21 protein-coding genes and 1 riboswitch are annotated in these 21,198 nt (G+C 70.8%); of the genes, 16 read left to right on the top strand and 5 right to left on the bottom strand.

Features of this window, described 5'->3' with window-relative positions; translation table 11 throughout:
* The first annotated feature begins 111 nt into the window (after positions 1-111).
* Positions 112-855, top strand: coding sequence for a decaprenylphospho-beta-D-erythro-pentofuranosid-2-ulose 2-reductase (locus AB0M63_RS02365; protein ID WP_355903014.1), 744 nt, complete (start codon positions 112-114; stop codon positions 853-855).
* Between the two features lie 23 nt (positions 856-878).
* Here AB0M63_RS02365 and AB0M63_RS02360 read toward each other — a convergent pair whose 3' ends face one another.
* Positions 879-1,457: a 2'-5' RNA ligase family protein gene (locus tag AB0M63_RS02360; protein ID WP_366018086.1), complete on the bottom strand. Its 579-nt coding sequence runs from the start codon at positions 1,455-1,457 to the stop codon at positions 879-881.
* 175 nt (positions 1,458-1,632) lie between these two features.
* Positions 1,633-2,646, bottom strand: a complete 1,014-nt coding sequence (gene trpS / locus AB0M63_RS02355) for a tryptophan--tRNA ligase (RefSeq protein WP_355903010.1) — start codon at positions 2,644-2,646, stop codon at positions 1,633-1,635.
* A 153-nt stretch (positions 2,647-2,799) separates the two neighbouring features.
* On the opposite strand from trpS, the gene AB0M63_RS02350 reads away from it, so the two are divergent.
* The 4 genes from AB0M63_RS02350 to AB0M63_RS02335 all read left to right on the top strand — a co-directional run bounded on the left by AB0M63_RS02350 (position 2,800) and on the right by AB0M63_RS02335 (position 5,927).
* Positions 2,800-3,360: an RNA polymerase sigma factor gene (locus tag AB0M63_RS02350; protein ID WP_366018085.1), complete on the top strand. Its 561-nt coding sequence runs from the start codon at positions 2,800-2,802 to the stop codon at positions 3,358-3,360.
* Entirely contained in the window at positions 3,353-4,255 is a 903-nt protein-coding gene (locus AB0M63_RS02345; RefSeq protein WP_366018083.1) for a hypothetical protein, read from the top strand. Before AB0M63_RS02350 ends, AB0M63_RS02345 begins: the two co-directional genes overlap by 8 nt.
* Positions 4,256-4,435: 180 nt before the next feature.
* Positions 4,436-5,122, top strand: coding sequence for a hypothetical protein (locus AB0M63_RS02340; RefSeq protein ID WP_366018082.1), 687 nt, complete (start codon positions 4,436-4,438; stop codon positions 5,120-5,122).
* Between the two features lie 166 nt (positions 5,123-5,288).
* Positions 5,289-5,927 carry a hypothetical protein gene (locus AB0M63_RS02335; RefSeq protein ID WP_366018081.1) on the top strand — a complete coding sequence of 213 codons (639 nt, stop codon included), beginning with the start codon at positions 5,289-5,291 and terminating at the stop codon, positions 5,925-5,927.
* Positions 5,928-5,977: 50 nt separating this feature from the next.
* Here AB0M63_RS02335 and AB0M63_RS02330 read toward each other — a convergent pair whose 3' ends face one another.
* Positions 5,978-7,432, bottom strand: coding sequence for a glycine hydroxymethyltransferase (locus tag AB0M63_RS02330; RefSeq protein ID WP_355902999.1), 1,455 nt, complete (start codon positions 7,430-7,432; stop codon positions 5,978-5,980).
* Positions 7,433-7,463: 31 nt separating this feature from the next.
* A riboswitch (ZMP/ZTP riboswitch) is annotated at positions 7,464-7,553 on the bottom strand.
* Between the two features lie 91 nt (positions 7,554-7,644).
* On the opposite strand from AB0M63_RS02330, the gene rocD reads away from it, so the two are divergent.
* From rocD to AB0M63_RS02290, 8 genes are all read left to right on the top strand, one after another.
* Positions 7,645-8,850 carry an ornithine--oxo-acid transaminase gene (gene rocD, locus AB0M63_RS02325; protein WP_366018080.1) on the top strand — a complete coding sequence of 402 codons (1,206 nt, stop codon included), beginning with the start codon at positions 7,645-7,647 and terminating at the stop codon, positions 8,848-8,850.
* A 116-nt stretch (positions 8,851-8,966) separates the two neighbouring features.
* Positions 8,967-9,791 carry a hypothetical protein gene (locus AB0M63_RS02320; protein WP_355903650.1) on the top strand — a complete coding sequence of 275 codons (825 nt, stop codon included), beginning with the start codon at positions 8,967-8,969 and terminating at the stop codon, positions 9,789-9,791.
* 161 nt (positions 9,792-9,952) lie between these two features.
* Complete coding sequence (locus AB0M63_RS02315) at positions 9,953-10,531, top strand: hypothetical protein (protein WP_355902995.1); 579 nt, start codon at positions 9,953-9,955, stop codon at positions 10,529-10,531.
* Between the two features lie 29 nt (positions 10,532-10,560).
* Entirely contained in the window at positions 10,561-12,750 is a 2,190-nt protein-coding gene (gene pabB, locus AB0M63_RS02310; RefSeq protein ID WP_366018079.1) for an aminodeoxychorismate synthase component I, read from the top strand.
* Entirely contained in the window at positions 12,747-14,270 is a 1,524-nt protein-coding gene (locus AB0M63_RS02305) for a benzoate-CoA ligase family protein (protein ID WP_366018077.1), read from the top strand. Before pabB ends, AB0M63_RS02305 begins: the two co-directional genes overlap by 4 nt.
* A 41-nt stretch (positions 14,271-14,311) precedes the next feature.
* Entirely contained in the window at positions 14,312-15,895 is a 1,584-nt protein-coding gene (locus AB0M63_RS02300) for an AMP-binding protein (protein WP_366018076.1), read from the top strand.
* Positions 15,892-17,061: an FAD-dependent oxidoreductase gene (locus AB0M63_RS02295; RefSeq protein WP_366018075.1), complete on the top strand. Its 1,170-nt coding sequence runs from the start codon at positions 15,892-15,894 to the stop codon at positions 17,059-17,061. The genes AB0M63_RS02300 and AB0M63_RS02295 overlap by 4 nt, the downstream gene beginning before the upstream one ends.
* A gap of 17 nt (positions 17,062-17,078) precedes the next feature.
* Entirely contained in the window at positions 17,079-17,891 is an 813-nt protein-coding gene (locus AB0M63_RS02290; RefSeq protein WP_366018516.1) for an aminotransferase class IV, read from the top strand.
* A gap of 83 nt (positions 17,892-17,974) precedes the next feature.
* On the opposite strand, the gene AB0M63_RS02285 is transcribed toward AB0M63_RS02290, so the two are convergent.
* Complete coding sequence (locus AB0M63_RS02285) at positions 17,975-18,457, bottom strand: carboxymuconolactone decarboxylase family protein (protein WP_366018074.1); 483 nt, start codon at positions 18,455-18,457, stop codon at positions 17,975-17,977.
* A gap of 118 nt (positions 18,458-18,575) precedes the next feature.
* Here AB0M63_RS02285 and AB0M63_RS02280 point away from each other — a divergent pair, with 118 nt between their 5' ends.
* Genes AB0M63_RS02280 through AB0M63_RS02270 form a run of 3 tightly spaced genes read left to right on the top strand, consistent with a single transcriptional unit; the run spans position 18,576 to position 20,235 of the window.
* The gene (locus tag AB0M63_RS02280; protein ID WP_366018073.1) at positions 18,576-19,073 is read left to right on the top strand and encodes a carboxymuconolactone decarboxylase family protein; all 498 of its coding nucleotides are present in this window, start codon (positions 18,576-18,578) and stop codon (positions 19,071-19,073) included.
* A complete protein-coding gene (locus AB0M63_RS02275; protein WP_355902981.1) occupies positions 19,070-19,516 on the top strand; it encodes a carboxymuconolactone decarboxylase family protein in 447 nt (148 codons plus the stop codon). The genes AB0M63_RS02280 and AB0M63_RS02275 overlap by 4 nt, the downstream gene beginning before the upstream one ends.
* Positions 19,513-20,235, top strand: a complete 723-nt coding sequence (locus tag AB0M63_RS02270; protein WP_366018072.1) for an isocitrate lyase/phosphoenolpyruvate mutase family protein — start codon at positions 19,513-19,515, stop codon at positions 20,233-20,235. Before AB0M63_RS02275 ends, AB0M63_RS02270 begins: the two co-directional genes overlap by 4 nt.
* 15 nt (positions 20,236-20,250) lie before the next feature.
* Here the strand turns inward: AB0M63_RS02270 and AB0M63_RS02265 are convergent, their stop codons facing one another.
* Entirely contained in the window at positions 20,251-21,198 is a 948-nt protein-coding gene (locus AB0M63_RS02265) for an ABC transporter substrate-binding protein (RefSeq protein WP_355902977.1), read from the bottom strand.

Raw genomic sequence — 21,198 nt, 5'->3', positions numbered from 1 at the left:
AACACGGGTGCGTGGCGCCATAGGGAGCGGCATCCGATTAATCGCCCATTTCAGGGAGGGCACTTATGCCGTACGACCGACCGCCCATAAGCGGGCGATACGGTCACCGGCATGCGTCCTCCACAGTCCTTGCTCGTCCTTGGCGGTACGTCCCGGATCGCGCTGGCCACCGCGCGCCGACTGATCGCCCGCCGTACCCGCACGGTGTGGCTGGCGGGCCGCCCGTCGCCCGCCCTGGAGAGCGCCGCCTCGGAACTGCGTGCCCTGGGGGCCGAGGTCCGGACGGTCGCCTTCGACGCGCTCGACCCCGACTCCCACGAGGCCGCGCTCGGCAAGGTCTTCGCGGAGGGCGACATCGACATGGTGCTGCTCGCCTTCGGCATCCTCGGCGACCAGGCGCGGGACGAGCGCGAACCGGCCGCCGCGGTGCGCGTCGCGCAGACCAACTACACCGGTGCGGTGGCGGCCGGTCTGGTCGCCGCGCGGGCACTGCAGACCCAGGGACACGGCTCCCTGGTGGTGCTCTCCTCGGTCGCCGGCGAGCGGGCCCGCCGCACGAACTTCATCTACGGCTCCAGCAAGGCCGGTCTGGACACCTTCACGCAGGGCCTGGGGGACGCGCTGCACGGCACGGGCGTGCACGTCATGGTCGTACGCCCGGGATTCGTCCGTTCGAAGACGACGGCCGACCACGAGGCGACCCCGCTCACGACGACCCCCGAGTCCGTCGCCACAGCCATCGAACTGGGCCTGCGCCGGGGCTCGGAGACGGTGTGGGTGCCGGGGAGGCTGCGCCTGGTGATGTGGACGCTACGGCACCTGCCGCGCGGGCTGTTCCGGCGGCTGGCGGGGTGAGACGGGATTTTTGACGACAGGGGCTAGCGGCTGGGGATCGTGCCGCGGTCGGTGTGGGCCGCCTGGGGTGGTACGACGGCTCCGCCGAAGGTGAACTCGCGGAGCTTGCGCCACACTCCGTCGGCGCCCTGTTCGTAGAGCGCGAAGCCGGTGCAGGGCCACTCCGCGCGGTAGTCGGCGAGGGCTTCGAAGGCGCGGTCCATCGAATCGTCGTCGATGCCGTGCGCCACGGTGACGTGGGGGTGGTACGGGAAGTTCAGGTCGCGTGCCATCGGTCCGGAGACGTCACGGATCCGCTTCTGCAACCAGGTGCAGGTCTCGGCGCCCTCGACCACCTGGACGTAGACGACCGGGGACAGCGGCCTGAACGTGCCGGTGCCGGACAGCCGCATCGGGAAGGGGCGGCCGGCCGCGGCGACCCCGACGAGATGGGCCTCGACCGCGGGCAGTTGGGAGGCGTCCACCTCGGTCGGCGGCAGCAGCGTGACATGCGTGGGGATGCCGTGGGCCGCGGCGTCGCCGAAGCCCGCGCGCCGCTCCTGGAGCAGGCTGCCGTGAGGCTCCGGGACCGCGATCGACACGCCGATCGTTACGGTCCCCACGTCGTCTCCTGTCGTCCTGTCGGTGGTCCTGGTGGTGGTCCTGGCGGTGCTCCGAGGTGGCCGCACACGCGGCCACCCGGCTATCGACTGTACGGCCACGACCGGGTTGTGGGCAGGCGCAACCGTAGTGATGTGCAGCGCTCTGTCCAGTGGTACTTCAGTGCGGTCGTGCGCCTCAGTGCTTGGCGGGCAGGAAGCCGACCCGGTCGTACGTCTGGGCGAGGGTCTCGGCCGCGACGGCTCGCGCCTTCTCCGCGCCCTTGGCCAGGATCGAGTCGAGTGTCTCCGGGTCGTCCAGATACTGCTCGGTGCGCTCCCGGAACGGCGTCACGAACTCGACCACGACCTCGGCGAGGTCCGTCTTGAGCGCACCGTAGCCCTTGCCCTCGTACCTCTGCTCCAGTTCCGGGATACCGGCTCCGGTGAGGGTCGAGTAGATGGTGAGCAGGTTGCTGACGCCCGGCTTGTGCTCCGGGTCGTAGCGGATCACGGTGTCGGTGTCGGTGACGGCGCTCTTGACCTTCTTGGCGGTCGCCTTGGGGTCGTCGAGGAGGTTGACGAGGCCCTTCGGAGTGGACGCCGACTTGCTCATCTTGATCGACGGGTCCTGAAGGTCGTAGATCTTCGCCGTCTCCTTGAGGATGTACGGCTTCGGGATTGTGAAGGTCTCGCCGAAGCGGCCGTTGAAGCGCTCGGCGAGGTCACGGGTCAGCTCGACGTGCTGGCGCTGGTCCTCGCCGACCGGGACCTCGTGCGCCTGGTACAGCAGGATGTCGGCGACCTGGAGGATCGGGTACGTGAACAGGCCGACGCTGGCGCGGTCGGCTCCGTGCCGGTTGGACTTGTCCTTGAACTGGGTCATGCGGGACGCCTCGCCGAAGCCGGTCAGGCAGTTCATGACCCAGGCGAGCTGGGCGTGCTCGGGGACATGGCTCTGGACGAACAGCGTGCAGCGCTCCGGGTCGACCCCGGCGGCCAGGAGCTGCGCGGTGGCGAGCCGGGTGTTGGCGCGGAGGTCCGCCGGGTCCTGCGGAACGGTGATCGCGTGCAGGTCGACGACCATGTAGAACGCGTCGTGAGACTCCTGCAGAGCCACCCACTGGCGGACGGCGCCGAGGTAGTTGCCGAGGTGGAACGAGCCTGCGGTGGGCTGGATTCCGGAGAGCACGCGGGGTCGGTCAGAGGCCATGTTCACCATTCTCTCAGGTCTTGGGGGCCACTCCGGAACTGGTCCGGAACTCGTTCGGAACAGATGTGACACGGGTGGGAACCGATCCGTCTCCGGCGGTGTACCACAGGTGTGAAGACGCGGGAGGGGGGCCGCATCGTCGATGAGGCCGCGGTGATCGCACGCGTACGCGCCGGAGAGCCGGAGGCGTACGCGGAGCTGGTGCGGGCCCACACGGGCATCGCGCTCAGGGCGGCCGCGGCTCTCGGGGCGGGTGCGGACGCGGAGGACGTGGTGCAGCAGGCCTTCGTCAAGGCGTACTGCGCGCTGGGCCGGTTCAGGGAGGGCGCGGCGTTCAAGCCGTGGCTGCTGTCGATCGTCGCCAATGAGACGAGGAACACAGTGCGTACGGCGGCGCGGCAGCGCACGCTCGCCGGCCGGGAGGCGGCGTTCGCGGAGGCCGAGCCGCTGATACCGGAATCGGCGGATCCGGCGGTCGCCACGCTGGAGACCGAGCGGCGCGCGGCCCTGCTGTCCGCCTTGGACCAGCTCAGCGAGGAGCACCGCCTGGTCGTGACCTACCGCTATCTCCTGGACATGGACGAGCCGGACACGGCCGAGGCCCTGGGCTGGCCGCGCGGGACGGTGAAGTCCCGGCTGAACCGCGCGTTGCGAAAGCTCGGGCGGTTGCTGCCGGATTTCCGGCCTCGGGAAGGAGGTGAGGAGAGTGAGTGACGGGCGGGAGTCCTACCAGTCCTACGACGGTGAGGGCGCCGGCGCCGCCTCCCGGTTGCCTGAGGAGTTGCGGGCGCTGGGGCGTTCGCTGGACGCGCGGGACGGTGGCGGGGCCGCCGGGTCCGAGTCGATGGTCGAGCGGGTGCTGGCGCAGATACTGGCCGAGCAGATCCCGGTCCCCGTCCAGGAGGCCGGGCCGACCGGGGTCCGGGCTCGGCTGCGCGCCGTCCGGCGCTGGGCGCGGTTGCGTCGGCGGGCGCTGACGGCGGCCCTGTGCGGTCTGCTGACGGTGCTCGTGCTCACGCCTCCGGTTCGTGCGGCGGTCTTCGACTGGTTCGGCTTCGGCGGGGTCGAGGTGCGGTACGACCCGTCGGCGGTGCCCTCGGCCGGTGCCGTGGTGCCCGGGTGCGGCCGCTCGGTGACTCTGGCGCAGGCCCGTCGGCGCGCGGGGTTCGAGCCGCTGGTGCCGGACGCGCTGGGGGTTCCGGACGCGGTGACGGTGACCGGCGAGCCGCAGGGGCGTTTTCTGGTGAGCCTGTGCTGGCGGGAGGGCGGGCACACGGTCCGGGTCGACGAGTATCCGGCGCGGCTGGACATCGGCTTCGCCAAGACGGTGCGCGAACCGCCGGAGTGGTTGTCGCTGGACGGGACCGCCTCGCCGGACGGCATGCAGGATCCGGCGCTGTGGTTCGCGCGACCGCATCTGCTGAGCTTCTGGCTGGTGGACCCGGACGGGGACCGCTATACGCGCACGGAGCGGACGGCCGGTCCGACGCTGCTGTGGACGCATGCGGTCGACGGGGTTCCGGGCGGTGATCTGACGTTCCGTCTGGAAGGAGTGGCGTCGAGGCAGCGGGCCGTGGAGATCGCGAAGTCGCTCGACCGGAGCGAGTAGCGCAAGCCCCGCAATTGGTGCGGGCGGAGTGGGAACCCCGGCGGGTCGGTCGGTGTACCAGAAGTGACAGACGGCTCGCGGGCGGGCCGTACGGGGATCGACTGGTCGGGGGTTCGGATGTCCGGAAGCGGAAGTGCGGGCAGGTTTCGTGAACTGACGGCTCTGGGCGGGGCGTTGACGATGACGCTGACCCTGATGGTGTGGGGTGCGTCGGACGCGGCGGCGGGCGGACCGACCAGCGTGCTGGTGACCTCACCGCAGAGCGGGCAGGCCACAGCGCTGTACTACTCGGACGAACAGTACGGAGAGCTCCAGGAGTTGCTCGGACCGGAGGGCGAGGGCGCCCGCGACAAACCGCCCGAGGCCGATCTGACCCACGCCCGCCAGATCAACGTCACCTGGCTGGCGCACGACATATCGCCCTACCGGATCGACCGGGTCTTCCCGGTCGAGTCCCGTCCACAGGCGGTCTGGATCCACACCGCGGGCGATGTGCCGGAGAACGTGAATCTGAACGGCTATTGGCACCGCGCCGAGCAACCAGCCCGGTTGCGCGCCCTGTTGAAGCAACTGGGCATGACGGGCAAGGCCACCGGTGACGGATACTCCGGCATCCCCCCGGCGCCCTGGCAGTCGGCCGGGCCCGGTCGGACCACCACCGCACCCGACCCCGACACGGGGACCGGCACAGTGCGGGCCTCCCTGCCCGACAAGGGCCAGGGCACCGGCTGGTGGTGGGCCATACCGGGCGCGGCGGCCGGCGCGGTACTGGCTCTCGTTCTACGGCCGTTCGCCGCACGGCTGCCGCTGGACCGATGGCGGAGGCGGAGGGAGCCGGGCCCCCGGCAGGAGTTGCGGGACATGTGAAGCACTTGAGGCGCTGAGAAGACGAGAACGGCAGAGGACGACAGAGGACGACGGAGGGGGACGGATGGAACACGGGAGGGGACGGGCCAGGTTGCGGGGCGTGTGTCTCGTGGCGGGGCCGGTGTTGATGGCTCTGGCCGGGACGGCTCAGGTCCAGGCGGCCGAAATGGATCAGCTTGCCGGGACGGATCAGGCCCGGGCCCAGACGCAGGAACCACGCCAGGACATCCCGGATCTGGCGATGGTCGTGGCGGGTGCCACGGGCCGGACCGAGGTGTCGCACTCCGGGGAGTCGTCGTTCGCCCGCTTGTGGACGTTGTTGCAGCCGACGTACACGGGGACGGAGCGGGTGCCGCCGGGGTGGGAGGCGGGCCGGTATCCGGCGGTGCGGATCACCGTGGTGTGGGGGCTGAGCGGGGTCGGGGGCTGGCCTCGGACGAGTCGGGCTCCCGGTGGTGATGTGGCCGTGGAGCGGGAGGACCAGTTGTTCGTGGCCCCGGACGGCACACCGTGGGTGCGGACGGATCCGGCTCCGGCGGTGGCGGACGACGACATCCGTTGGCATCGGGCGCCGCGCTCGGTCTTCGCCCGGTGGGAGCGGGCGGGACTGCCCGGCGAGGCCGGCACGGATGCCGGGGCGTCTGCAAGCGGGCGGAAATCCGTGGAGCTGGCCGGACCCGTCTGGTGGGCGGCGGCGGGGGTGGCCGTCGGGGTCGGCGGCACGCTGCTGATACGCCGCGCGGCGGCCCGGCGTGAGGCCGGACCGCCGCGCGAGGAACCACGACAGGAACTCATCGATCTGTGAGCGTCGCCGATCTTTGACAACTCAACAGAGGGCGTGCGTCGGCGTGTTCGTCAACCGAGGTCGATCTCGGGGTACAGCGGGAAGCCGGCGACGAGGTCGGTGGCGCGGCGGGAGATCTCGTCCGCGATCTTCGGGTCGAGGATGTGCTGCGCCTTGGACGGAGCGCCCTTGCTGGTCGTACCGGGCTCCGTGGTGGTGAGGACGCGGTCGATGAGACCGGCGACCTCGTCCATCTCGGCGGTGCCCAGGCCACGGGTGGTCAGGGCGGGCGTGCCGATGCGGATGCCGGAGGTGTACCAGGCGCCGTTGGGGTCGGCGGGGATGGCGTTGCGGTTGGTGACGATGCCCGAGTCGAGCAGGGCGGCCTCGGCCTGGCGGCCGGTGAGGCCGTAGGAGGAGGCGACGTCGATCAGGTTGAGGTGGTTGTCGGTGCCGCCGGTGACAAGGGTGGCGCCCCGACGCATCAGGCCGTCCGCCAGCGCCCGGGAGTTGTCGACGATGCGCTGGGCGTAGTCCTGGAAGGAGGGCTGCCGGGCCTCGGCGAGGGCGACGGCCTTGGCGGCCATGACGTGCGGGAGCGGGCCACCGAGGACCATCGGGCAGCCGCGGTCGACCTGGTCCTTGAGGGAGTCGTCGCACAGGACCATGCCGCCGCGCGGGCCGCGCAGCGACTTGTGGGTGGTGGTGGTGACGATCTGGGCGTGCGGGACCGGGTCGAAGTCGCCGGTCAGGACCTTGCCCGCGACCAGGCCGGCGAAGTGCGCCATGTCCACCATCAGGGTCGCCCCGACCTCGTCGGCGATCTCGCGCATGATGCGGAAGTTCACCAGACGGGGGTAGGCGGAGTAGCCGGCGACGATGATCAGCGGCTTGAACTCACGGGCCGAGACCCGCAGCGCCTCGTAGTCGATCAGGCCCGTGGCCGGGTCGGTGCCGTAGGAGCGCTGGTCGAACATCTTGCCGGAGATGTTGGGGCGGAAGCCGTGGGTGAGGTGGCCGCCGGCGTCCAGGGACATGCCGAGCATGCGCTGGTTGCCGAAGGCCTGGCGGAGTTCGGCCCAGTCGGCGTCGGAGAGGTCGTTGACCTGGCGGACTCCGGCCTTCGCGAGGGCGGGTACCTCCACCCGGTCGGCGAGGACGGACCAGAAGGCGACGAGGTTGGCGTCGATGCCGGAGTGCGGCTGGACGTAGGCGTGGCGGGCGCCGAAGAGTTCGCGCGCGTGCTCGGCGGCGAGGGACTCGACGGTGTCGACGTTGCGGCAGCCGGCGTAGAAGCGCCGGCCGATGGTGCCTTCGGCGTACTTGTCGCTGAACCAGTTACCCATGGCCAGGAGGGTGGCCGGGGAGGCGTAGTTCTCGGAGGCGATCAGCTTGAGCATCTCGCGCTGGTCGGCGACTTCCTGGCCGATGGCGTCGGCGACCCGCGGTTCGACGGCACGGATCACATCGAGGGCGGCGCGGAAGGCGGTGGACTCGTTGGAGAGGGGCGCGGAATTGTCGGGCATGGGGACCTCCGGACGTGGCGTTCGGCGTTCACGGTACGGCCCAGGCGCACGGCACACATTCCAGCTCGGGCCGCTCCCCGATGGTCGGTCCCATCCCAGCGCGCCAGTCACGGCCCGCCGGTCAGCCTACCGGGCGTGCCGGACGGTGCGGCTCCCACGTCCACCATGCGGGCGAGGATAGGAAAGGGGGCACCCTCACCCCGGGAGACGCCGTGACCAGTACGGAAGCACTCATCGCCGCCGCCGACGCGCACAGCGCGCACAACTACCACCCGCTGCCGTTGGTCGTCGCCACCGCCGACGGCGCGTGGATGACGGACGTGGAGGGGCGGCGCTATCTCGATCTGCTGGCCGGGTATTCGGCGCTGAACTTCGGGCACGGCAACCGGCGGTTGATCGAGGCGGCGAAGGCGCAGTTGGACCGGGTGACGCTGACATCCCGGGCGTTCCATCACGACCGGTTCGCCGCGTTCTGCGAGCAGTTGGCCGAGCTGTGCGGCATGGAGCTGGTGCTGCCGATGAACACGGGCGCGGAGGCGGTCGAGACCGCGGTGAAGACGGCCCGGAAGTGGGGGTACCAGGTCAAGGGGGTGCCCGCCGAGCGGGCGAAGATCGTGGTGGCGGGCAACAACTTCCACGGCCGTACGACGACGCTCATCAGTTTCTCGACCGACCTGGAGGCGCGGGCTGACTTCGGGCCGTACACGCCGGGCTTCGAGATCGTGCCGTACGGGGATCCGACCGCGATGCGGGCGGCGATCAGCGAGAACACGGTGGCGGTGCTGCTGGAGCCGATCCAGGGGGAGGCGGGGGTGCTGGTGCCGCCCGCCGGTTATCTGGCGGGGGTGCGGGAGTTGACCCGGGAGCGGAACGTGCTCTTCATCGCCGATGAGATCCAGTCGGGGCTCGGCCGGACGGGGCGGACGTTCGCGTGCGAGCACGAGGGGGTGGTGCCCGACATGTATGTGCTGGGGAAGGCGCTGGGCGGCGGGGTGGTGCCGGTGTCGGCGGTGGTGTCGAGTGCGGACGTGCTGGGGGTGTTCCGGCCCGGGGAGCACGGGTCGACGTTCGGCGGGAATCCGCTGGCGTGTGCGGTGGCGCTGGAGGTGATCGCGATGCTGCGGTCGGGCGAGTACCAGGCGCGGGCCGCGGAGCTCGGCGAGCATCTGCACCGGGAACTGCGGCAGTTGACCGGGACGGGCCGGGTCACGGCGGTGCGCGGGCGGGGTCTGTGGGCGGGGCTCGACATCGCCCCTGCGGTCGGGACGGGCCGGGAGATCTCGGAGCGGCTGATGGACCGGGGCGTCCTGGTGAAGGACACCCATGGGTCGACGATCCGGATCGCACCGCCGCTGATGATCAGCGAGGAGGACCTGGACTGGGGATTGGCCCAACTGCGGGCGGTTTTGGGCGTCTAGGTCTCTTGCCTCGTTAAGTCTCTTGCCCCGTCAGGTCTCTTCACCCGTCAGGTCTCTTGACCCGCGACAGACCGCGGCGATCTCCCCTCCCCTAGAGTCACTTTGTGCTCTTTGGAATGGTGTGCGCGCTCGGCGCGGCGATCTGCTTCGGTACGGCGACGGTGTTGCAGGCGGTCGCCACGCGGGCGGCGACGACGGGTGGAGGCGGGGACGCGGCGCTGTTGCTGCGGGCGCTGCGGCAGTGGCGGTATCTGGCGGGGCTGGGGCTGGACGGGCTGGGATTCGTGTTCCAGATCGCGGCGCTGCGGTCGCTTCCCATCTACGCGGTCGGGGCGGCCCTGGCGTCGAGCCTCGCGGTGACGGCGGTGGTGGCCGCGCGACTGCTGGGAGTTCGGCTCAGCGGGGTGGAGTGGGCGGCCGTCGGCGTGGTGTGCGCGGGGCTGGCGATGTTGGGGCTGGCGTCCGGAGCGGAGGGCGACCGGGCCGGGTCGACGGCGTTGAAGTGGGCGATGCTGGGGACGGCCGTCGCGGTGCTGCTGCTGGGGCTGGTCGGCGGGCGACTGCCGGAGCGGGGGCGGGCGTTGACGCTGGGGCTGGGGGCCGGGTTCGGGTTCGGGGTCGTCGAGGTGGCGGTCCGGCTGATCGACTCGCTCGAACCCTCCACGCTGCTCACCAATCCGGCGACATACGCACTGCTCGTCGGCGGGGGCGCCGGGTTCCTGCTGCTGACCACGGCCCTGCAACGGGGTTCGGTCACGACAGCCACCGCCGGGCTGGTGATCGGGGAGACGATCGGCCCGGCCGCGGTGGGCGTGGTGTGGCTCGGGGACCGTACGCGAGAGGGGCTGGAGTGGCTCGCGATCCTGGGGTTCCTGGTGGCGGTGGCGGGGGCGCTGGCGTTGGCGCGGTTCGGGGAGGCGCCGGCGGAGGAGACGGCGTAGACGTGGTGATCGAATGAATGGCGTCCTGTTCTCGCCGCCGCCGATGAAATACCGGACCACAAGCATTTCCCTGAATCCAGGATAAAGGGTAACGATACGGGCAATCAAAAAACTTCGTTGAAGATTTGAACGTGATGTGAAGGCTTTGCGTACCTGTTCATGTGACCAGTAATCCCGTCACCGTCACCACGGCCTATCACGTGACGGTGGGCCGCGAAGGCGACTTCCACTCGTGGGGGTGGGCGATGCTGAACGCGAGTGCTCAGCAGCCCGGTTTCATGGGGGGTGGCGTTCTTGTCGACCAAGACGCGGAGTGGCATGTCGTCTATCGCTTCGCCAGCGAGGGAACAGCCCGGGCCTGGGAGGATTCCACCGACCGGGCACAGTGGGAGGTCCGGGCCGCGGACTTCGCCCGGCAGACCGACCGCAGGAGCGTGCGGGGCTCCAAGGAGTGGTTCGACTCACAGACCGCCGCACCGAAGGCACCTGTTCCGCCGGCGAAATGGAAGCTTTGGTTCGTGAACATGAGCGCGGTGTTTCCGCCGGTGCTCCTGTTCAATCTGATCGTTCTTCCTTATCTCGGCGGTATAAATCCGCTCGTCCGCACGCTGCTGTTATGCCTGTGTGTGACGGCTCTCGTCACCTGGATTCTCATGCCGCGGCTCCAGCGTTTCCTCAAGAAATGGCTGTATCCGCCGCTCCAGGCATTTCGCGGACGACATAAAAGGCGGACCGCATAGGTCCGGAGCGAAGCAAGGGAGGTGGGCGGGTGAAGACCCTGCTCATCGACAATTACGACTCGTACACCTACAACTTGTTCCAGTTGATCGCCGAGGTCAACGGCGAGGAACCGGTTGTGATCCGCAATGACGCCCCGGACGGGATGCCGGATCTCGCGGAATTCGACAATGTCGTGGTGTCGCCGGGCCCCGGACACCCGGGCAGGCCGCGCGACTTCGGTATCGCCGCCGCTGTGCTCGCCGAGTCCCCGCTCCCCGTGCTCGGCGTCTGCCTGGGCCACCAGGGCATCGCGCTCGGCGAGGGCGCCGCGGTGACGGCCGCGCCTCAGCCCCGGCACGGACATCTCTCCACGGTCCGGCACGACGGGCGTGACCTGTTCCGCGGGCTGCCGCAGGACTTCACCGCGGTCCGCTACCACTCGCTGGCCGTGCCCGAGCCGCTGCCCGACACCCTGGAGGCCACGGCCTGGGCCGAGGACGGTGTCCTGATGGGGTTGCGGCACCGCGGCCGGCCGCGGTGGGGCGTGCAGTTCCACCCGGAGTCGGTGCTGACGGAGTACGGCCACCGCATGCTCGTCAACTTCCGCAATCTCACGGCGGAACGGGCCGGCAGACCCCGTACGAAGAACACCGCCGTCACCCCGGCCGCCGCCGCGATACCGCGTCCCCGGCGAGCGGTCAGCCCCGCCTACCGGCTGCACACCCGGCGCATCGCGGGCGCGGTCGACACGGAGGCCGCCTTCACCCGGATGTACGCGGCCTCGCGGCGGGCATTCTGGCTGGACAGCTCCCTGGTCGAGGAGGGGCTCGCGCGGTTCTCGTTCTTCGGCGACGACAGCGGTCCGCTCGCGGAGTTCGTGCGCTACGACGTCGAGGCCGGGATCTGTGAGATCGAGCGGTCGGGGCGGCCGACCCGCAAGGTCACGGCGAGCGTCTTCGACTACCTGAGAAGGCAGTTGGCGACCCGTCATGTCGAGGCGGGCGGGCTGCCCTTCGACTTCACCGGTGGATACGTCGGCTACTTCGGCTACGAGACGAAGGCCGACTGCGGCTCACCGAACCGGCACTCCTCCGAGATCCCGGACGCCTGCTGGCTGTTCGCGGACCGGTTGATCGCGGTGGACCATCTCAAGGGGTTCACCTATGCGGTCTGTCTCGCCGAGGACACCCCGCGGGCCGAGCGAGCGGCCAACGACTGGCTGGAGAGCGCGCTGGCTCAACTGAGTTTCGTCGCCACCGAGTTCGAGTGTCCACCGCTGCCCACCTTGGTCGAGCCCGACCTCGGGGCCGCCGAGCCGTGGCTGGTGCGGGAGCGGGAGACGTATCTCGCGGACATCGAGTCCTGCCGGCGGGAGTTGCGGGCCGGCACCAGCTATGAGATCTGTCTGACGAACTCGGCCCGGTTACCCGCCCCGCCGGACCCCCTCGCCTTCTACCAGGTGCTGCGCCGGGTCAACCCGGCCCCGTATGCGGCCTTCCTGAAGTTGGGCGACGTCGATGTGGCCGGTTCGTCGCCGGAGCGGTTTCTGCGGATCACCCGTGACGGGATCGCCGAGGCGCGCCCCATCAAGGGCACCGCGCCACGCGGCGAGGGGCCGGAGGAGGACGCCCGGCTGCGGGACGCGCTCGCCGAGGACGCCAAGACGCGGGCCGAGAACCTGATGATCGTCGACCTGCTCCGCAACGACCTGGGCCAGGTCTGCCGGACCGGTTCGGTCCGCGTGACCCGGCTCATGGCCACCGAGACGTACGCGACCGTGCATCAACTGGTGTCCACCGTGGAGGGCCGGCTGCGCGAGGGCACGGACGCGGTGGCGTGTGTGCAGGCCTGTTTCCCCGGCGGCTCGATGACCGGGGCACCGAAGCTGCGCACCCTGGAGATCATCGACGGGCTGGAGACCGAGGCGCGCGGTGTGTACTCCGGCGCCCTCGGCTATCTGGGGTGCGGCGGGGGCGCGGATCTCAGCATCGTCATCCGTACGGCCGTACTCGCGGACGGGCTGATGCAGTTGGGGGCAGGGGGCGCGATCGTGCTCGACTCCGATCCGGTCGCTGAGTACGACGAGATGCTGCTGAAGACCGCCGCCCAGATGCGGGCCCTGCACCAGTACACCGGGGACCGGATACGCGAGCAGGGGCAGTACACGGCGGCCCGCGCCGCGCTCCAGGGGGACGGCGGGCGCGGCGAGCGCAACGCGACCGAGGAGCCGGTGCGATGACAACTGCGCAGAGCGTGCTCGCACCGGCCGACGCCGAGGCCCCCGGCAACCTCGCCGCCCAGCTCGCCGGGCTGGCCGAGCGGCGCGGGTGGGCCGGGCGGGCCGCCTTCCACCAGGGGCACCGGACCTGGACCCACGGCGAGGTGCACGCGCTCGCGGCCCGCGCCGCGACCGTGCTGGCGGGGCACGGGGTCCGGCCCGGCGACCGGGTGGTGCTGGCGCTGCCCGACGGGATCGCCTGGGTGACGGCGTTCCTCGCGGCCGCCCGGCTCGGCGCCGTCGCGGTGTTGGTCAATCCCGAACTCCCGGCGGCCGACCAGGAGTTCATGGCCCAGGACACCGAGGCCGTGCTCTGTGTGACGGGGCCGGGCCTTGAGGACCGCTTCCCCGACCGGTCCCGCCTGGGGGCCGATCAACTGCTCGCGCTCACCGCCGCCGCCGGACCAGCCCCCGCCCAGCTGGTCGACGCACACGCGCCGTTGTACGTGCAGTACACCTCCGGCACCACGGGGCGTCCCAAGGGCGCCGTCCACACGCACGGCGACCCGAAGGCGTACCACGACCTCATCGGGCGGCGGCTGCTGCGGATCACCGGGGACGACGTCGCGCTGTCGGTGTCCAAGCTGTACTTCGCGTACGGCTTCGGGAACGCCTTCGTGTTCCCGCTCTTCTCCGGCTCCTCGGCCGTCCTGGTGGACCGGCGCCCGACGCCGGCGGCCGTCGACGAGCTGGTGGCCCGGCACCGGGTCACGTTGCTGTACTCGGTGCCGTCCGCCTACGCCGCGCTGGTGGCCGACCGGGGCAGCGGGCACGGGACGTGTTTCGCGTCGGTGCGGGCCGCGGTGTCGGCCGGTGAGGGGCTTCCGGAGGGGCTCGGCGGGCAGATCACCGAGTTGCTCGGCGCGCCGGTGCTGGAGCAGATCGGTTCCACCGAGGCCGGGCACGCGTTCTGCGCCAACAGCTTCGGGCACAACCACCCCGGCACCGTCGGGCGGCCCGTGCCCGGCTTCGAGGTGGAGCTGCGCGACGGCGCGGGCCGACCGGTGCCGGACGGCAGCGAGGGCGAGCTGTGGGTGCGCGGCCCGACGCTGACCCCGGGCTATCTGAACCGGCCCGAGGAGAGTGAACGCACCCTGGTGGGCGGCTGGTTGGCGACGCACGACCGGGCCGTCCGCGAGCCGGACGGCGCCTTCCGGCATCTGGGCCGCACCGACGACATGGAGATGGTCGGCGGCATCACCGTCTCCCCGCTGGAGGTGGAGGCCGTGCTGCGCACGCATCCGGCGGTGAAGGAGGTCGCGGTCGCGGCGGTCACCGACGGGACCGGGGCCGGCCGGCTGCGTGCCTTCGTCGTCCCCGTCTCCCGGGCCCCGGACGGCCTCCAGGAGGAGCTGCTGCGGCTGGTCCGCGAGCGGCTGGCGGCCTTCAAGGTGCCGCGCAGCGTGAGCCTCGTCCCGTCCCTCCCCCGCACCCCGACCGGCAAGCTCCGCCGCCACCTGGTCCGCCAGGGCGCCTGGTGACCCCGACGGACGTGGTCACCACGACAGAAAGGAACGGCCAGATGCGAGAGCAGCTTCCTCCGCTCGCCGACCGCGGGTTCTATCTGGGCCCGCTCTTCCGGCAGGCGGCCGAGCGCCACGGACCCGTCGCCGTCACCCTGGACCGCCCGCTGGACACCCACCCCGCCCGCGGGCTCGACCTCACCTACGCGGACCTCGCGGATCTCGTCGAGGACCTGTCCGGGCGGCTGTGGGAGGCGGGTGTACGGCCCTCGGAGCGGGTGGTCGTCCACAAGACGGACAACGTCGACATCGTGCTGCTGACCTGCGCGATATCCCGTATCGGCGCGGTGCCGGTGCTGCTCTCGCCCGCGCTGGCCGGGGCGGTCGTGGCCCAGCTGGTGGGAAAGCTGCGGCAGCCGTGGCTGGTCACCGACCGGGCCAAGCTGGAGGGGCCGCTCAAGGGCGTGGAGGTGCCGGTGCGGCGCGTCCTGTCCGTGGACGAGGCGGCGCCGGGGGCCGAGTCCCTCCGGAAGGCCGAGTCCCTCGGGACGTACGCCGGTGCCGAGCGTCCCGCGGCGGTGCGTCTGCATCCCCGCGAACCCGCCCTGATCACCCACAGTTCGGGCACCACCGGCCTCCCCAAGCTCGCCGTGCACTGCCCGAACTCCATGTGGAACCGGCTGATCCCGCAGCAGGCGATGGGCTGGCCGACGCGGGGCGAGACGGCGGCCCTGCACATGTCGTTCGTGCACTCGCGCTTCTACCACCTGCTGGGCGTGCTGCTCCGCTTCGGCAGCCCGCTGGTGCTGATCACCGACCCGGACCCGGCCGCGGTGGCACCGCTCCTGGTCCGGCACCGCCCCGGCATCGTCGAGACCCATCCCAACACCTTCGTACTGTGGGAGGAGTTGGCCGACGCACCCGGTGCGCCGCTGTCGCGGGTGCGGTCGTACGGCTCGACGTTCGACGCGATCCATCCGCGCACCGTACGGCGGCTGCTGGACGCCTCCACGCGGCGTACACCCTGGCTGTTGCAGCTCTACGGGCAGAGCGAGACGGGGCCCGTCGCCTTCCAGTGGTTCACCCGGCGCAGTGCGGCGCGGGCCGACGGACGGCGGGTCGGCATCGGGATACCGGGCTTCACCCGCGTCCGGATCACCGGTCCCGACGGCCGGCCCGCCGCGCCCGGCACACCCGGCCGGATCGAGGCCCGCACCCGGGGCCGGATCCTCACCTACCTCGGCATGCAGGACCGCTACGACCGTCAGCTCCACGACGGCTGGTGGGAGATGGGCGACCTGGGCTACCGCGGCCGGTTGGGCGCGCTGTACCTGATGGACCGGGAGATCGACCGGATCGACTCCGTGCACAGCAATCTGGAGGTCGAGGACGTCCTGATGGACCGTCTGGAGGAGCTGCGCGAGGTGGTCATCGTGCCCGGCGCGGACCGGGAGGCCGTGCCCGTGGTGTGTGTGCGCGGCGAGCAGCCGCTGGACCCCGAGCGCTGGCGGCGGGCCACGGCCGATCTGCCGGCGATGGCCGAGCCCCGGCAGTGGCGGTTCGAGGAGCTGCCGATGACCGCGACCTGGAAGGTGAAGCGGGTGGAGATCACCCGGATGCTGGCGGCGGGCGTACCCGCGTGAACCCGGTCGTGGTGGTCGGCGCGGGGCCGGTGGGGCTTTCGGCGGCTCTCGCCCTGCGGGCGCGCGGACTGCCGGTCGTGCTGCTGGAGGCGGACGCGAAGGACCGTGAACGCCCGGGCAGCCGCGCCCTGTTCGTGCACCGCGAGACCCTCGCCCTGCTCGACGGGATGCTGCCGGGGCTCGCCGCCGAGATCACCTCCTACGGGCGGACCTGGCACACGAGACGGACCCTGTACCGGGGCCGCGAGGTGTACTCACGGACCTTTCCGCCCGTCTCCGGTCCGCCGCCCTTCACCAGCCTGCGCCAGATCGACACCGAGCGGTTCCTGCGGGCCGCGTGCGAGCGGGCCGGGGTGGAGTTCGCATGGGACGCGCGCGTGACGGACGTCCGGACGACGCCGACGGGTGTCTCGCTGAGCTGCGCGGACGGGCGGGAGGTGAGCTGCGGGTACGCGGTCGCCGCGGACGGCGCCCGTTCCGTCGTCCGCGGTTCGCTGGGCATCGCCATGGAGGGCAGCCGGGGTGAGGGCTTCCATGTGGTGGTGGACGTGGCCGATGTCCCGGGCGCCGAGCTGCCGTTGGAGCGGGTCTTCCACTACGAGCATCCGGATGTCGGCGGTCGCAGTGTGATGCGGGTGCCGTTCACCGGGGGGTTCCAGGTCGATCTCCAGTGCCGGGACGACGACGCGCAGGAGGAGTTCGGAACCGAGGAGGCCGTACGGAGATGGCTGCCGGCGGTCGTGGGCGAGGGGTATGCCGAGCGCGTCCTGTGGGTGTCGACGTACCGCTTTCTGCGCAAGGTGGCCGCCTCGTTCACCGACCGGCACCGCCGGGTGCTGCTCGTCGGTGAGGCCGCGCATCTCTTCCCGCCGTTCGGGGCGCGGGGGATGAACAGCGGGATCGCCGACGCGGCGGCCGCGGCGACGGCGATCGCCACCGGGTCGGTCGAGCCCTTCGCCGGGGAACGACGGGCGGCCGCGCTGTTCAACAGCGCGGCGGCCGGGGCCGCGCTGGACCATCTGCGTCCCCGGCGCCGGATCGTGCGGGTGAAGCAGCGTACGGCGGCGGCGCTCGCGCCCGTGCTGCCGTGGTGCGGGTCGTGGCTGGAGCACGCGCCCTACGGGCCACGGCACGGGGCACCCGCCGTCGCGGGCCGCAAGTACTGAGGAAAGAGAGGGTGGTTGTGATGCGATCGGTCATCGTGGAAGGGCTGTCCGCGTGGTCGCCGGGCCGGGGGCTGAGCCCTGCCGCCACGTCCGGGGAGCAGCTGCTCGTCGCGGACTCCTGGCTGGTGCGGGACGGCCGGATACGCGGCCTGGACCGGCATCAGGAGCGGTTCCTGCACGCCTGCGGCGAGGTCGGCGGGCTGCCGCTGCGCCGGCTGCTGGAGTTCTGGCGGGACATGACCGACGCGCTGCCGCGCACCGGCGACTGGTTCCCGCGGGTCGAACTCGCCGCCGAATCCATGGAGTTGCGGCTCCTGCTCCGGCCGGCGCCACAGCTCGGGTCCGGTGTGCGGGTCTGGGCGGCGGGCCAGCGCGATCCCCGGATCGTCCCCCGCCGCAAGGGTCCCGACCTGGAGGCCCTCGCCGGAGTACGGACGCGGGCCTCGGAGGAGGGTGCCGAGGAGGCGGTGCTCGTCACCCCCTCGGGCGTCGTGCTGGAGGCGGCCACCGCGAGCGTGCTGTGGTGGGAGCACGACACCCTGCGCCTGCCCTCGCCACAGCTGCCGCTCCTTCCCGGAGTCACCGCGGCCCTCGTCGAGGAGCGGGCCCGGCGCACCGGTATCCGCGTCGCCCACCGCGAGGCGACCGTGGCCGACCTGGACGGCCGCGAGGTGTGGCTGGTGAACGCGCTGCACGGCATCCGCCCGGTGACGGCGTGGATGGGAGGGCTCCTGCGGACGGGGCCGGCCGAGCGCGCCCCGGAATGGCAGACATGGCTGGAGAGCACCGGAAAGCCACTGCCGGAGAAACAGCACATCACCTTTAGCTGATTGCGGGGCGGGTAAAAAGAACGGGCATCGGCCACTATTGCCGATGCCCGTATTCCGCACGTCCTTTACCGTAATACCGCCGTCTATTTGGCGGGCTGGTAACCGCCCGGAACCATCCGGGTCGCGATGGCGATCCGGTTGTACGCGTTGATGACGGTCGCCGCCCAGATCAGTGCCGCGATCTGCGCGTCGGCGAAGACCTCGGCGGCCTCGGCGTAGACCGCGTCGGGTACGTGTCCGTCGTGCACCAGGGTCACGGCCTCGGTCAACGCCAGTGCGGCTCGCTCGCGTTCGGTGAAGAACGGGGTCTCCCGCCAGGCGTTCAGGGCGTAGATGCGCTGCTCGGTCTCGCCCGCGGCGCGTGCGTCCTTGGTGTGCATATCTAGGCAGAAGGCGCAGCCGTTGAGCTGCGAGGCGCGGATCCTGATCAGCTCCAGAATTTCCGGTTCGACCTTGGCGTCCTGGGCCGCGGTCACGGCGGCGGCATGCAGGGAGCCCATCGCGGCGGAGACATCGGGCGTTATTTTCTTCAGACCCACACGGGATATCGAATCACTGTTGCTCATGGTCCGACTCTAACCACACCGACGTATTCAGGAATGGGAAACAGCCCAAAAATTGGCCCACGGTCGTGCCCTCGAAATGGACCAAGCCCCTGGGCTGCCCGGCCCCTAGGGTCGAGGCATGACACCTGAGGAAACCGCCCGCCGCGCCCCCGAACACAGCCCCCGTCTCGACTGGTCCCAGCAGGCCCCCGAGATCTACCAGGCGATGGTCCGCCTCGACGCGGCCGCCCGTAAGGGCCTCGACCCGACGCTGCTGGAGCTGGTGAAGATCAGGGCCTCGCAGCTCAACCACTGCGCGTTCTGCCTCGACATGCACACCAAGGACGCGCTCGCGGCGGGCGAGAGTCTGGAGCGGATCATCCAGCTCTCGGCGTGGGAGGAGTCGCGGCACTTCTACACCGAGAAGGAGCTGGCGGCGATCGAGCTGACCGAGGCGATCACCGTCCTCACCGACGGCTTCGTGCCGGACGAGGTGTACGAGCGGGCGGCCAAGCAGTTCGACGAGGCCGAGCTGACGCGGTTGATCGCCTCGATCACGGTGATCAACGCGTGGAACCGGTTCGCGGTGAGCACCCGGATGGTGCCGGGGCACTACCAGGTGGGGCAGCACAGGTGACCACACGGACACGGCTGTTGGATCGCGAGGTCGGGCGGGCCATGTCCGCGCTGAGCGCCGTCGCGAAGAAGGGGCTGGGCGATCCCGCGCTCGCGGAACTCGTGGTGATCCGGGCCTCGCAGCTCAACCACTGCGCCTTCTGTCTGGACATGCACCTCAAGGTCGCCCGCGAACTCGGGGTCAGTGAGCGGCAGTTGGACCTGCTGGCCACCTGGGAGGAGGCCGAGGGCGTCTTCGACGAGCGGGAGCGGGCCGCGCTCGCGCTGACCGAGGCGGTCACCGTGCTCACGGACGGCTTCGTGCCGGACGAGGTGTACGCCACCGCCGCCCGGCACTTCGACGACGATCAACTCGCCCACCTCATCGGGCTGATCATCGCCATCAACAACTGGAACCGGGTGATGGTCAGCCGCCGTATCGAACCAGGAGGTTACCGGCCATGAACAAGGTCGACTTGTTCCGGAGTCTGCATCAGGGTCGCCTCCCCGGTGACCCGCTCGTGCTGCCCGGGCCCTGGGACGTGGTGAGTGCGCGGGTGTTCGCGGACGCCGGGTTCCCGGCGCTGGCCACGCCCAGTGCGGGGGTCGCCGCCTCGCTGGGGTACGCGGACGGGGCGACGCCGGTGGACGAGATGTTCGCGGCGGTCGCACGGATCGCGCGGGCCGTGGACGTGCCGGTGTCGGCGGACGTCGAGGGCGGATACGGCCTCGCGCCGAAGGAGCTGGTGGAGCGGCTGCTGGCGGCGGGAGCGGTGGGGTGCAACCTGGAGGACTCCGAAGGGGGTGTCCTCAAGGAGCCGCGGCGGCACGCGGACTGGCTCGCCGAGGTGCGGTCGGTGGCGGCGGACTCGCTGTTCGTCAACGCGCGGGTCGACACCTTCGAGTACGGCGACAAGGACCCCGAACAGGCCATCGAGCGGGCCGCGTTGTATGTCGCGGCGGGTGCCGACTGCGTGTATCCGATCGGGGCTCCGGCGGACGTACTGCCGTTGCTGCGGTCCGGTGTCCAGGGGCCGGTCAACATGTTCGCGCGGCTGGACGGCAAGGGCCCCTCGCCCACCGAACTCGGTGAACTCGGGGCCACTCGCGTCACGTTCGGAGCGGGGATCCAGCGCTGGTCGGCGCTCGCACTCCAGGGGATGGCCGGTGAGCTGAGGCGGTGAGCGGGTCGAGTGGGTTCAGGACACCCAGGCCTTCCAGGTGGCGGGGTGTTCGTCCACCCACTTCTTCGCCGCGTCCGCCGGGGACAGCTTCTGGTCGGCGATCATCAGGGAGACCTCGTTCTGGTCCTCGGTCGTCCACTTGAACTTCTTCAGGAAGGCCGCCGCCTTGCCACCGCTCTTCGCGAAGTTCGTGTTGAGGTACTTCTGCAGCGGGGTGTGCGGGTAGGCGCAGGCGACCTTGGCCGCGTCGGCGTCGCAACCCTCCTTGTAGGCAGGGAGCTTGACCTCGGTCATCGGCACCTTCTTGAACAGCCACTGAGGTGCGTACCAGTAGGTGAGGAAGGGCTTCTTCTCCTTGGCGAACTGTTTCATCTGGGTGATCTGCGCGGCCTCCGAACCGGCGAAGACCACCTGGTAGTTCAGCTTCAGGTTGCTCACCAGCGCCTTGTCGTTGGTGACGTAGGAGGGCGAGCCGTCCATCAACTGGCCCTTGCTGCCGCTCTCGGCGGTGCGGAACAGCGAGGAGTACTTGTTGAGGTTCTTCCAGTCGGTGATGTCGGGGTGCTGCTTGACCAGGTACGTCGGGACGTACCAGCCGATGTGCCCGGTCACCCCGAGGCCGCCCGCGCGGGTGATCGTCTTCTTGTCGTCGACGTAGCGCTTCTCCTGGTCGGGGTGGCCCCAGTCCTCCAGGATCGCGTCGACCCGGCCCTGGCTGAGCGCGTCCCAGGCGGGGACCTCGTCGACCTGGACGGTGTCGACGCGGTAGCCGAGCTTGTGCTCCAACAGGTACTGCGCGACAGCCACGTTGGCCTGTGCGCCCACCCAGGACTGCACGGAAAGGGTCACGGTCTTGGCGCCCTGCGCGTTGGCGAAGGGCGAGGCCTGCTTGGTCATGTCGGCGGCGCCGCAGCCGGTCAGCAGGACCAGCGACGCCACGGCAGCGGTCGTACGGACTCGCAT

Source organism: Streptomyces sp. NPDC051576 (genome assembly GCF_040681835.1).
Taxonomy (GTDB): domain Bacteria; phylum Actinomycetota; class Actinomycetes; order Streptomycetales; family Streptomycetaceae; genus Streptomyces.
The sequence above is the reverse complement of the archived record's forward strand: the minus strand, read 5'-3'. Positions and strand labels throughout refer to the sequence as shown.